Origin of the sequence: Microbispora amethystogenes, from assembly GCF_016863015.1 — a bacterium.
Lineage (GTDB): Bacteria > Actinomycetota > Actinomycetes > Streptosporangiales > Streptosporangiaceae > Microbispora > Microbispora amethystogenes.
This window is the reverse complement of the sequence record NZ_BOOB01000004.1, coordinates 145,053-157,394: the sequence shown is the minus strand read 5'-3', so window position 1 is coordinate 157,394 and position 12,342 is coordinate 145,053. Positions and strand designations below refer to the sequence as shown.

Here is a 12,342-nt window from a genome sequence, read left to right as displayed (position 1 = left end):
CCGCGCGGCCTTCTGAGGAGTTCGCATGCCGATTCTGGCAAGGATGCTCCCCGCCCCCCTCACGATGGAGGTGCGGCGGGGCGCGATCGCGCAGCTCGGCACCCTGCTGGCCGACAGCAGGGTGGCCACCTCCGGCCGGGTCGCGGTCGCGGTCGGAGTGGGGCAGGGCGACCGGATCGCCGAGGTCATCGCGCCCTCGCTCGGTGAGGCCAAGGTGCTGCGGGTGGCGGACGGCACGGTCGACGCGGCCGTGTCGCTCGGCGCCGACCTGCGCAAGGGCAACTACGAGGCGGTGATCGGCGTCGGCGGCGGCAGGACCATCGACGCCACCAAGTACGCCGCGTCCCTGGCGGGCATCCCGATGGTCGCGGTGGCCACCAACCTCTCCCACGACGGGATCTGCTCCCCGGTCGCCTCCCTCGTGTACGAAGGGGGCAAGGGCTCCTTCGGGGTGCCCATGCCACTGGCGATCATGGTGGACCTGGAGTTCGTCCACGACGCCCCGCCCTCGCTCGTCCGGTCCGGGATCGGCGACGTGCTCAGCAACCTGTCGGCGATCGACGACTGGCAGCTCGGCAACGTCGAACGCGGCGAGCCCATCGACGGCCTCGCGATCTCGATGTCGCGTACGTCCGCCGAGGCCGTCCTGGGCAGGCAGGACTCGATCGAGTCGGACGCGTTCCTGACCGTGCTCGCCGAGGCGCTGATCCTTTCGGGCATGTCGATGGTCATCGCCGGGTCAAGTCGTCCGGCGAGTGGCGGCGATCATGAGATCCTTCATGCCGTGGACCAGCTTTTCCCCGGCACCTCCAACCACGGTGAGCTGGCCGGCATCGGCGCGGCGTTCTGCTACTTCCTCCGGGAGGACGCGCACCGGCTCGGCCAGGTGACCGACTGCCTCAGACGGCACGGCCTGCCGGTCGTGCCCGGCGACGTCGGCCTGACGACCGACCAGTTCACGGCCGCGGTGATGCTGGCCCCCAGCACCCGGCCCGGCCGCTACACCATCCTTGAGCACCTCCGGCTGTCGGAGCCCGAGGTCCGGGCGAGAGTTGAGGACTATGTCCGCGCCGTCGGTAGCTGAGCTTCGCGCGGTCGCCCAGCCGCAGACCACCATGGACCGCCGCAGCGGCGAGCACTGGGCAGGCCTGCTGTACATGCGGCGGCTGTCCATCTACGCCACCTGGCTGCTGGCCAAGACGCCCATCACCCCCAACCAGGTCACCGGCCTGATGATCCTGTGTGGGGTGGCGGCGGGCGCCGTCCTCGCCCTGCCCGGGCTCTGGGCGGCGCTGGCCGCGGCCCTGCTGATCCAGGTCTACCTGCTGCTCGACTGCTCGGACGGCGAGCTGGCCCGCTGGACCGGCCGCACCTCGATCACCGGGGTCTACCTCGACCGGGTCGGGCACTACTTCGCCGAGGCGGCGCTGCTGATCGGCCTGGGCTTCCGGGCGTCGGAGACGCTGCCCGACTGGTACACGGTCATGGGCGTGGCGGCGGCGCTGGGCGCGATCCTGATCAAGTCGGAGACCGACCTGGTCGACGTGGCCCGCGCCCGGTCCGGCCTGGTGGCGACCACCGAGGCGGCGGCGCAGCAGTTCGCCTCGCCGCGGCTCGCGCTGGCCCGCCGGGCGGCGGCGGCGCTGCGGTTCCACCGGGTGATCCAGGCTGTCGAGCTGTCGCTGATCGTCGTGGCCGCGGCGGTGCTCGACAACTGGTTCTCCGCCACGCGGATCCTCATGGTCGCCTGCCTCGTCATCGCGGTGGTCCAGCTCGTGCTGCACCTGGTCAGCATCCTCGCGTCCCGGCGGCTGTCGTGACGGGGGCGGCGCGGCGTGCCGATCGCTCGTACATCCGCGGTTGGGTGGGTGTTTGGTGGCAGTTCCGATACCCTTGTGCCACGGTAAACCAGGCAGCTCCCGGATCGCCCGGCCATACAGACTCGGTGAACATGAAGTCGTGTGCAGTGCGCCCCGCGTCGAGGCGATGACGCGGTGAAGATCTCCTGTGTCATCCTCACCATGGGCAACAGGATCGCCGAGCTCGACCGGGCGGTGGAGTCCGCGCTCACGCAGACCGACGGCGACATCGAGGTGGTCGTCGTCGGAAACGGCGCGGACGTCCCGGAGCTGACCACCGCGCCGCCGCTGGGCACCTCGGCGACGATCAAGACGGTCCGGCTGGAGCACAACGCGGGCATTCCCGAGGGGCGCAACCGGGGCGTCCAGGAGTGCTCCGGCGACATCGTCCTGTTCCTCGACGACGACGGCTGGTACGCCAACACCAAGGTGGCCGCGCACGTCCGCGAGCGGTTCACGCACGAGCCCGACCTCGCGGTGATCTCCTTCCGGGTGATGGACCCCGAGGGCGGCCTGGTGCAGCGGCGCCACGTGCCCCGCCTGCGGGCCGGCGACCCCGAGCGCTCCTCCCCGGTGACGACCTTCCTGGGCGGCGCCTGCGCCATCCGCAAGTCGGCGTTCCTCCAGGTCGGCGGGTTGCCCGAGCGGTTCTTCTACGCCCACGAGGAGACCGACCTGGCCTGGCGGCTGCTCGGCGAGGGCTACCGCATCGAGTACGACGCCGAGACGGTGATGTACCACCCGCTGGTGCTGCCGAGCCGGCACACGGACTTCTACCGCCTGAACGCCCGCAACCGGGTGTGGCTGGCCCGCCGCAACCTGCCGTGGCCGCTCGCCACGCTCTACCTGCTCAACTGGATGGTGCTCACGCTCGTGCGGGAGCGGTCGCTGCCCGCCGTCAAGGCGTGGTTCGGCGGGTTCGTCGAAGGGCTTCGGGAGCCGGCGGGCGAGCGCCGTCCGATGGCCTGGCGCACCGCCTGGCGCATGCTCCGCCTCGGCCGCCCTCCCATCGTCTGAAACCGCGCTCACGACCACTCCGTACGGGTGGTCTAATGATCGTGCACATCGGCCAGGACGGGATATACGTCCTCAGGAACCACATCCAGCAGCGAACTATAGGATTTCGGGCGATTGTTCTCGTCTGATCTTCTGGGGTGTGGGATTGCCGGCTCATCGCGAACGACTCCGCGTCCTCGTCGACACGCCGGCCTTCCAGCGGGTGGTCATCGCCGTCATCGCGCTGAACGCGGTGACGCTCGGGCTGGAGACGTCGCCCGAACTGGCCGACCGCCACTCCACGGCCTTCCTCGTGGTCGACCGGGTCATCATCGCGATCTTCGTCGTCGAGATCCTCGCCCGGATCTCCGCGCACGGGAAGGCGTTCTTCCGCGACCCCTGGAACTGGTTCGACCTGATCATCGTGACCGCCGCCCTCGTGCCGGCCTCGGAGTCGCTGTCGATCCTGCGGCTCTTCCGGTTCTTGCGCGTCCTGCGGCTGATCTCCGTGGTGCCGGGCATGCGGCGGGTCGTCTCCGCGCTGTTCACCGCGATTCCCGGGCTGACCTCGGCGCTGGTCCTCCTGCTGCTGTCGCTCTACATGGCGGCCGTGATCGGCGAACAGCTCTTCCGCGAGGCGGCCCCGCAGTACTTCGGGGACCTCGGGACCTCGCTGTTCACCATGTTCACCGTGCTCACGGTCGAGAACTGGCCGCAGGTCGCCGAGGACGTGATGGCCAAGGAGCCGATGGCCTGGGTCTTCTTCGCCACCTTCATCGTGATCACGGCGTTCTTCGTCCTCAACCTCCTCATCGGCGTGATCGTCTCGGCGATGGAGGCGGAGGTCAACGCCGCGCGGTGGGAGGAGGACCAGGCGCTGGAGCTGGAGCAGCACACGGCGGTGATGAACGAGATCCGGGCGCTGAACGAGAAGATCGACCGGCTGGCGGCCGCCCTGCCCGCCTCCGCCGACCCCGCTCGCGCGGAACCCAGAGAGGCCCCCGGCGATGCTCCTCGTACGGCCCCGGGAGAGGCTGCTCGTGCGGCCTTGGGAAAGGCCCCTCGTGCGGAACCCGTCGAGGCCCATCGTGCGGCAGCCGCCGACGCCGCTCGCGGCGGGCTCGCCACCGAGCCCGAGGCCGTGGAGCCCGGCGACCCACCGGAAGAGGAGCTCTGCTCCTGCCGCCGGGACCCGTGATGCGCCGACCCCGGGCCGGTCCCAAACCGGGCGTCACGCCTGTCGCGGCTCCTCGAACGTCATCGACACGCGCTCGGCGGTGACCGTCAGCAGGGCGCGCCGGGGCAGCCCCAGCTCGCTCAGCTCCTTGGCGATCGGATGGTTGCCGAGCCGGACGAGCGCGCCGCCCGGCCGCCACCGGATCCCCCTGGCCCGGGCGGCCCAGGAGACACGCCGGGTCACCCCGTCCAGATGGGTGTAGGCGTCCGGCACCGGGACGGACCCGCCGACCAGCGGCGCGGGGGCGGCTGGCATCCCCGGCCTGATCAGCAGGTCGACGACCATCCGGCCGTCCCTGCGCAGCACGCACCGCTTGTACGGCGAGCCGAGCCGCAGGTCGACGTCGGCCAGTTCCTTCGGGAAGCCCCAGATGCTCCTGCCCGCCTCCAGCGTGAAGCCCTGGTCGACCGGGAGCCAGTGGACGAAGGCGCCCGATCCCGCCCCGCGCAGGTCCTTGAGACCGGCGAGCAGCCCCCGCCTCGGCGGGGCGCCCGCGCCGGCCGGCCGTACGAGGAACATCACGCCGAACTCGTCGTAGGAGCCGAGGTCGGAGTCGCGGTAGCGGACGAACGCCAGCATGCACAGGGCCTTGCCGGGCAGCACCTCGGTGACGTCCATCCCCGAGTACGCGAGGACCGCACGGGCGGCGTCGGCCCGCACCAGATAGGCGGCGAGGCACATCGAGGCGTCGCGGACCTCCACCGGCATCTCGACCCGGCGCCCCTGTACGACATGGCTTGCCATGGTTCCAGTACAGCAAGCCCGGCCGCCGGAGGACAGTCGTACGGCGGCAAGGTTGTCCCAGACCTGCCACCCGTCAGGTCCGGGAGCGGTTGAGGTAGAGCAGGACGGCCAGCACGCGGCGGTGGTCCTCCTCCGAGCCGGGCAGGCCGAGTTTGGCGAGGATCGAGCTGACGTGGGTCTCCACCGTACGGTCGGTCAGGTAGAGCCGCCGGGCGATGCCGACGTTCGTACGGCCCTCGGCCATCAGCGCGAGCACCTCGCGCTCACGCGCGCTGAGGGACGCGAGGGGGTCGGCGGCCCGGCGTACGCCGATGAGACGCGAGACGACCTCGGGGTCGAGGGCGGAGCCACCGGCCGCCACCCGGCGCAGCGTGTCGAGGAAGTCGTCGACGTCGAAGACCCGGTCCTTGAGCAGGTAGCCGAACCCGCCGCGGGACACCAGCTCGACGGAGTGCCGGGTCTCGACGTGCTGGGAGAGCAGGACGATGCCGAGGCCGGGGTGGGCGTCGCGGATCCGGCGGGCCGCCCGCGCGCCGTCGTCGGTGTGGTCGGGCGGCATCCGGATGTCGGCGATGACCAGGTCGGGATCTGCGGCGGTGTCGACGGCGACGACCAGCCCGGGGGCGTCCTGGGCCTTGGCCACGACCTCGTGCCCGGCGTCCGCGAGCAGCCGGGCCAGCCCCTCCCTGAACAGGGCGGAGTCCTCACCGATCACGACGCGCACGGCAGCACCGCCTCCACCGTCGTTCCGCCGCCCTCCGGGCTGGACAGCCGCAGCGCGCCGCCCGACGCCCGGACCCGGTCGGCCAGGCCCGCCAGCCCCGCGCCCGGCCGCATCTCGGCACCGCCCCGCCCGTCGTCGCTGATCCGTACGGTGACCCGGTCGCCGACGCGGCCGACGCGGACGCCGATGGCGGCGGGGGCGGCGTGCTTGACGGCGTTCGTCATCGCCTCGCTCGCCACGTAGTAGGCGGTCATCGCCACGTCGTCGGGCAGGTCGTCGGCGGAAACGTCGAGCGCCACGGGCACCGGGACCTTGCCCGCGAGCGTGACCAGCGCGTTGCCGAGGCCGTCGTCGAGGCTGCTCGGACGCAGGCCGTGCGCGATCTGCCGCAGCTCGGTGACCGCGACGGCCAGCTCGGCCACCCACGCGTCCAGCAGGGCGCCGACGTCGGCCGTGTCGTCGCCGAGGTGGCGCTGGGCGAGCCGGATCGCCATGCCGAGGGACACCAGGCGCTGCTGGGCGCCGTCGTGCAGGTCGCGTTCGAGCCGCCGCCGCTCCTCGTAACCGGCGTGCAGCAGCCGGGTCCGGCTGGCCTCGGCCTCCTCGAGCGCCCGGCTCACCTCGATCCGCAGCCGCACCACCTCGATCAGCAGCGCGCTCGCGTCGGCCGCCTCGCGCAGCAGCTCCCGGCTCCCGGCCCGACCGCGTACGATCGCGCCGATCTCGTGGCCGCCGAGCCGTACGGGCGTCACGGGGGCGTCGCCGGGATCGACGGGAGCGCCGGTCGCGTCGACCAGACCGGTGGCGCCCGGCACCCGGTAGCCGACGCGGAACGCCCGGTCGCGCAGCGCGTCGCGCAGCGCCGCCTCAAGCTCCTCCGGCCGCGCCTGTCCGGCGTGCACACGGTCGCGCAGGTGCGCGATGGCGGTCAGCACGGCCTGCCGGGCAGGGTAGAGCCGGCGGTCCACCCGGCGCTGGAGCCGGACCCGCAGCGGGGCCAGTGCGGCGGCGCAGACGGCGGTGGCGGCGGCCGCCGCGACGGGTGAGTCGCGCCCGGCGCCGAGGCCGACGAGGAACGAGGCGGCCGTGTAGAAGGCCAGCAGGATCGTGGTGACCAGGCCGTAGGTGACGGCGGCGCTGATCGCCCGGTCGACGTCGTAGAGGTCGTGACGCAGCATCGCGATCGCGGTCGCCACCGGGACCGACACGGCCGTCGCCACCAGGCCGAACACCACCAGGTCGGGCCTGTCGAAAAGCAGGTAGCCGGCCCAGCACGACAGCAGCGCGAACGGCAGGAAACCGGCGCCGAGGGCGAACCACTTGAGCCGCGCCCGGCTGATCTCGTCGGCCGCCCGCCGGTAACGGATGACCATCGCCGACGCCGACGCGATCAGCAGCCCGAGGAAGACCGGCAGCAGCGCGACGCCCACGATCTCCAGCACCGGCGGATACGCCTGCGGAGGCCGCAGCAGGTGTGGCGTGTTCTCGAACGGCGGTGGATACACATCGGAGACGCATGCCGCGATCAGCATGAACAGCACGGGTACGACCAGCAGCCCGGCGACGGCCCAGCGCCAGCGCCGCCCCGGCAGCCTGCCGTCGGGGAAGACGAGCATGAGCAGCGCCGCAGGCACGTACAGGAACATCCAGTCGCCCTGCGACAGCGCCGCGTAGACCTCGGTCAACAGCCCCGGCCGCCGCGCGGCCAGGCTCGCGTACGACTCACCGACCCCCAGGCGTACGGTCGTCGCGCCGGCCAGCACCAGCAGCAGGCCCACCACGCTGCGCGGACGCCGGGTGGCGACCAGCACGCCGAGCACGACGGAGGGCAGGGCGAGCGCGATGCCGGCCACGAGCGCCGTGCCGTCCTGCGCCACCGTTCCGTCACCGGCGACGGCCGGCACCACCGCGACGCCCATCAGCGCGCACACCAGCATCGCGGCTACGTACGCGAGCAGACGGGGGAGTGCCACGAGCACACCGTAGGCCGCGGGGCGGCCGGGGTGAATACGTGCCAGCACGGAGACCGGTCCAGGGGCGGCCCGGATCCGCCGGCGGGGCCGGCGCGCCCACACTGCGGACATCGGCATCCCGCAGCTCAGGAGAAGCGCATGAAACGCTCCGTTCCCCTCATCATCGGCCTGGTCCTGGCCGGCCTGTTCGGTCTCAGCGACGTGATCTCGGTGCCGTTGGGCGACGGTGAGCACCCGCCGTTCGCGGTGGCACTCGCCGGCGGCGTACTCGGTCTGATCACCGTGATCGGCGTCGTGCCGGCCTGGCGCGGCAGCCGCGCCGGGGTGGTCGCCGTGATCGTCACCCGGCTGCTGTCGGCGCTCAGCGCCGTGCCGGCGTTTTTCGCCGAAGGGGTTCCGGCGCCGGCGATCGCGGTGGCCGCGACCGGGATCGTGCTCACCCTCGTCTGCGTGGCGTTTCTCGCCCCGGCGCTGCGTTCCCACGCCTGAAGGAGAATCCATGGAAACGGCTCCGCCGCACACTCGTCATCTGCCGCTCGCCCTGGCACTGTTCACCGCGCCGTGGGGCTTCGTCGTCGCGAACGGCGCCTACGCCTGGGCCACCCGCGCTGGAGGAGACGACAGCACCGGGGCGAACACGCTCGCCCTCGTGGCGGCCAATCCCGGCCTGTACCGCCTCAGCACCGTCGCCGCCATGCTGGGAAGCCTGCTCATGGTTCCGGCCGCCCTCGGCGCCAGGCGCCTCATCGACGACCGGAGCCGCAGGCTCGGGGCCCTCGGCGCGACCCTCGTGGCAGGCGGGTACATCTGCTACTTCGCGGTCGCGTTCGCGGGGATCACCGACATCGTCATGGCGGAACGCGGGGACCGTGTCGCCGATTACGCGGCGGTCGTCGACGGCGCCCAGAGCGACCCGACGGGCATCTGGGTGTTCCTGCTCTTCGCGCTCGGCAACCTCGTCGGCACGCTGCTGCTCGGGCTGGCCCTGCTCCACGCCCGTGTGGTGCCGCTGTGGGCCGCCGCCGGGGTCATCGCGTGGCCGCCGCTGCACGTGATCGGGCTCGTGGCCGGCACCGAGTGGTTCGAGGTCGCCGGTGCGCTCGCCCAGGCCGTCGGCCTGGCCGTCACCGGTACGCGCCTGCTGGCCGCGTCCCGGTGATCCGCGGACGCGTCGAGCCGGGCCGGGGAGCGGGGCCGGGGGCCTCGGCCCACCGCTCCAGCAGGGCGACGAACTCCCCGGCCACCGCGGGCCAGTGGTAGTGGTTGAGCGCCTCGACGTACCCCCGGGTGCCCATCGCGGCCCGCCGGTTGGGGTCGTCGCGCAGCCGCAGCACCGCCCGGACGACCGCGTCGGTCACCGTGTCGGACGCCGACTCGGACGCCGGGTCGGTGACCGCCCCGGCGTCCGGCCCGGCCTCGCCGAAGGGGACGATCGTGCCGCAGTCGACCCGTCCGACCAGGGACGCGGCGTTCGGCAGCGGGGTCGTCACGACGGGGATGCCGCGCGCCATGTACTCGATGATCTTCGTGGGCGTCGACTGCCGGTAGTTCGGCAGGTCGTGCAGGAGGGACAGCCCGGCCAGGGCGCCCTCGGCCATCCGCAGCGCGTGCCGGTTGGGGACGTACCCGAACCAGTCGAGCACGCCCTCGCGCTGCGCGTCGCGCAGCATCGGGCGGACCGCGGCGTCGGCCGGCCCGATCAGGTCCAGGCGGATGCCGTACGGGCGCAGCCGCCGGGCGACCTCGATCATCTCGGCGGCGCCCCGCGCCGCGGAGATGTGCCCGACGTAGACGACGCGGGAGTCGCCGGGCGGCGGAGGCGGCGTCGGCGGCACGTACGTGTGGTTGGGCACGACGGGGTGCGGCCCGGGGAAGCGCGCACGGTAGGCCTCCTCGGCGAGGATCAGGTGGAGGCGGCGCTCGGCCCGGCTCTCGATCGCCCGGATCAGCGGCGGCAGGACGCCGCGCAGCGGCCCCGGAAGGTACGACTTGGTGTCCAGCGCGGCGATCGTGTCCTCGTGGACGTCCCAGACCGTGGGCGGCCTTCTGCGCGGCAGGGTGAGCAGCAGCTCGATGTCGTGCACGAGCAGCAGGTCGGCGTCCCGGGAGGCCCTGCGCAGGGCCGAGGAGGACGCCCGCAGCGCCCTGCTCCGGTGCAGGCCCACCGCCCGGGGCACGTCGACGGCCCGGATCCCCTGCGACGGCGTCACGTTGCAGTGGGTGAACGGCGCGACGAAGGTCACCTCGTGTCCCGCGTCGAGCAGCGCCCGGATCTGCCGGTGGGTGATCCGCGCGTCCTCCGGGTGATGCACGGTCGTGGCGACACATACCCTCATACAGGGAGGCTGGCCGCGCAGTCCGAAATGACCGGATGCCTCGGGTGAATGCTCCCCGAAATGCGGTTGAACTTCCCGTGCGGGCGCTATTTCGTCGCCTGCGCGCTCGGTCTGCGGTAGAGCCAGGTGAGGCGGGGCTCCAGCAGCCACTTGAACGCGGTGCGGGTCACCGGCAGGCACAGCACGATGGCCAGGGCGAAGCACGAGCACACGATGGCCGCCACCCCGAGGGGGCCGTACAGCCAGGGCACGCTGAGCCAGCCCATCTCCTTGGCGATCATGACGGGCACGCCGTGCAGCAGGTAGCAGTAGAGCGTGCGGGTGCCGAGGTCGGTGAACCACGTCTGCCGCCGGGGGACCAGCGACATCACGGCCGCCGACATGGCCAGCGCGGCCACGAGCAGGCCCGTGCGCAGGGCCATGCCCTTCCACCACACCAGGTGGAGGTCCTTGAAGCTGTTCTTGTAGTAGATCGGGCCGAGCTTGATCGAGTAGTTCGTCACGAGGAAGACGGCCACGCCCGCCGCGCCGAGCAGGACGACCACCGACAGCGCCCGCACCCAGCGCTGCTTGAGGAAGTCGAAGACCTCCGGCTTGAGCACGAGGCCGAGCACGAAGAACGGCAGCAGGCCGAAGAACCGGTCCATGCTGAAGTCACCGGTCAGTTCGGAGAACCCGGCGAAGAGATACACCGCGACCGAGATCACGAACGGATAGCGCATGCGCTTCCACACGGGTGTGGACAGCCGCCAGAAGAGCAGCGCCAGCAGATACCAGTTCAACCACGCCGGGTCCATGATCGTGATGCTGAACTTGTGCCCGAAGGCGGTGCGCAGCAGGGCGTAGCCCACCTCGACGATCACGTACGGCACGAGGAACGTGTCGACCAGCTTGTTGGTCTTCGCGTTGGAGTTCCAGAAGTTCCTGGACAGGTAGCCGCTGATGATGACGAACAGCGGCATGTGGAAGACGTAGATGAACAGGTACGCCGCCCGGGACGAGTCGGCCGCGAGCGTCGGGACCAGCGCGTGCCCGATCGGCACCAGGGCGATGCCGACGAACTTCACGTTGTCCAGGTAGGGATCGCGCGGCTTCCTGGCCCGGGGCGCGGGCTCCTGCTCGGGCTCCTGCCCGGGGTCGCCGCCCTCCATCCCGTCCTGCCGGTCCGTACGCCGGGCGAACGGATCGCCGAACGGGTCGGCGGACCGGCTGGGCGCCTCGGCCCAGGCGGGCAGCGGAGCGCGCAGCGGCCTGCCGAGCGGGCCCGTCGGGCGGGGGTCCGGCACACCGTCGTCCTGGGCGCGCCGCCAGGGGTCCCACTGGCCGGGGTCGCCCTCCGGGCCGGGCCACGCGGGGGCCGCCGGGGCCTCCGGCACGGGCGCGGCCTGGAAGGCGGCGGGCGCGGCGTGCGAGGCCGCTCCTCCAGGGGGCGGGGGAGGGGCCGTGAAGTCGGTGATCGGCGCCTGGAAGGCGGTGGGCGGGTCGTCGTCCGGGAACGGCCGTTCGCCGCGACCAGCGGACGCGGTCCGCTGCGAGTAGGGCGGGACGCCGAAGGGATCGTCCGGAGGCGAGGAGAGCGCGGCGGTGCCGGTCGGCGGGGTGTCCAGGAACGGGTTCACGGACATGTCGGGACCGGCCTCGGGACCGCCGAAGGCCGGAGTGGGGAAGGCGGGCGGTGCAGCGGCCGGGTTCGGCGGCGTTCCGAAGACATCGGTTCCGCCGCCCCCGAATGCCGGGGCGGGGAAGGCGGGCGGTGGAGCGGTGGGGTTCGGCGGTGTCCCCAACACGTCGGTTCCGCCGCCGCCGAAGGCGGGAGCGGGGAAGGACGGTGGCGTTCCGAAGGACTCGGTTTCGCCGCCGCCGAATGCCGGGGCGGGGAAGGCGGGGGTGCCGCCGGGGACGGGCGTGGGAGCGTCCGGGCCGGACGCCAGGGGCCGCCTGCCCGGCCCGTTCGGTCCCCGGCCGGGACCGGTCTGCCCCCGACCGGCGGAGAAGTAGTCGAATCCCGGGGCGGAGGGCGCGGACTCGGGCGGCGCGCCCAGCCGGGCGGCCCCCGGCCTGCGCGGCGTACGTACGGGCAGGGGCTGCTTCTCGTACGGCGCCTGGCCCGCGGGAGCCGCCCCGCCTGCCGGGGCCTGCGCCTGCGGCGTCGCGTCGCCCGGCCGGCCGTCCTCGTGGCGTCCGCGCACGGGCAGACCGGGGTCGCTCTCCGCGGCCGGATCCGGGGCGGTGCCCTCGTGGCGGCCGTGAGCCGGCGCGCCGGGCTGGTCCGCGTGGGGTTCGCGCACCGGAGCGCCCGTGGCCGACGGCTCCCGGCGGGCCGGACCGCCGTCCGGAGCGGGCCAGTCTCCGGTGATGCGGCCTATCACTCCGGTGGGAGCCTCTTCGGCGTCGGCGTCGACGCCTGGCGGGGAACCGGGAACCGGGGGATGACGGCGGGTGTCACTCACGGGAGAAACGCTCAGCTATCTGT

Annotated in this window: 11 protein-coding genes; 6 read left to right on the top strand and 5 right to left on the bottom strand. The window is 72.8% G+C overall.

The annotated features are described in order from the left end of the window. Positions 1 to 43: 43 nt before the first annotated feature. From Mam01_RS03820 to Mam01_RS03805, 4 genes are all read left to right on the top strand, one after another. The gene (locus Mam01_RS03820; protein WP_191909935.1) at positions 44 to 1,084 is read left to right on the top strand and encodes an iron-containing alcohol dehydrogenase family protein; all 1,041 of its coding nucleotides are present in this window, start codon (positions 44 to 46) and stop codon (positions 1,082 to 1,084) included. Next, positions 1,062 to 1,820, top strand: coding sequence for a CDP-alcohol phosphatidyltransferase family protein (locus Mam01_RS03815; RefSeq protein WP_150930479.1), 759 nt, complete (start codon positions 1,062 to 1,064; stop codon positions 1,818 to 1,820). The genes Mam01_RS03820 and Mam01_RS03815 overlap by 23 nt, the downstream gene beginning before the upstream one ends. A gap of 174 nt (positions 1,821 to 1,994) precedes the next feature. Further along, the gene (locus tag Mam01_RS03810) at positions 1,995 to 2,876 is read left to right on the top strand and encodes a glycosyltransferase family 2 protein (protein WP_204284084.1); all 882 of its coding nucleotides are present in this window, start codon (positions 1,995 to 1,997) and stop codon (positions 2,874 to 2,876) included. A gap of 139 nt (positions 2,877 to 3,015) precedes the next feature. Continuing rightward, entirely contained in the window at positions 3,016 to 4,053 is a 1,038-nt protein-coding gene (locus Mam01_RS03805) for an ion transporter (RefSeq protein WP_204284083.1), read from the top strand. Between the two features lie 33 nt (positions 4,054 to 4,086). Here the strand turns inward: Mam01_RS03805 and Mam01_RS03800 are convergent, their stop codons facing one another. The 3 genes from Mam01_RS03800 to Mam01_RS03790 all read right to left on the bottom strand — a co-directional run bounded on the left by Mam01_RS03800 (position 4,087) and on the right by Mam01_RS03790 (position 7,533). After that, a complete protein-coding gene (locus Mam01_RS03800) occupies positions 4,087 to 4,836 on the bottom strand; it encodes an acetoacetate decarboxylase family protein (protein ID WP_204284082.1) in 750 nt (249 codons plus the stop codon). Positions 4,837 to 4,909: 73 nt separating this feature from the next. Next, positions 4,910 to 5,560 (bottom strand): response regulator transcription factor, encoded by a 651-nt coding sequence (locus tag Mam01_RS03795; RefSeq protein ID WP_204284081.1) that lies wholly within the window; start codon positions 5,558 to 5,560, stop codon positions 4,910 to 4,912. Next, a complete protein-coding gene (locus Mam01_RS03790; protein WP_204284080.1) occupies positions 5,548 to 7,533 on the bottom strand; it encodes a sensor histidine kinase in 1,986 nt (661 codons plus the stop codon). The genes Mam01_RS03795 and Mam01_RS03790 overlap by 13 nt, the downstream gene beginning before the upstream one ends. A 138-nt stretch (positions 7,534 to 7,671) precedes the next feature. Between Mam01_RS03790 and Mam01_RS03785 the strand changes: the two genes are divergently transcribed. Then, entirely contained in the window at positions 7,672 to 8,022 is a 351-nt protein-coding gene (locus tag Mam01_RS03785) for a hypothetical protein (protein WP_204284079.1), read from the top strand. Between the two features lie 10 nt (positions 8,023 to 8,032). Next, the gene (locus tag Mam01_RS03780; RefSeq protein WP_204284078.1) at positions 8,033 to 8,692 is read left to right on the top strand and encodes a hypothetical protein; all 660 of its coding nucleotides are present in this window, start codon (positions 8,033 to 8,035) and stop codon (positions 8,690 to 8,692) included. Here Mam01_RS03780 and Mam01_RS03775 read toward each other — a convergent pair. Both Mam01_RS03775 and Mam01_RS03770 read right to left on the bottom strand, forming a co-directional pair. Continuing rightward, positions 8,658 to 9,869, bottom strand: a complete 1,212-nt coding sequence (locus Mam01_RS03775; protein ID WP_204284077.1) for a glycosyltransferase — start codon at positions 9,867 to 9,869, stop codon at positions 8,658 to 8,660. The two genes, Mam01_RS03780 and Mam01_RS03775, sit on opposite strands and share 35 nt — an antisense overlap. 86 nt (positions 9,870 to 9,955) lie before the next feature. Next, positions 9,956 to 12,319 carry an acyltransferase family protein gene (locus Mam01_RS03770; protein ID WP_204284076.1) on the bottom strand — a complete coding sequence of 788 codons (2,364 nt, stop codon included), beginning with the start codon at positions 12,317 to 12,319 and terminating at the stop codon, positions 9,956 to 9,958. Positions 12,320 to 12,342 lie beyond the last annotated feature (23 nt).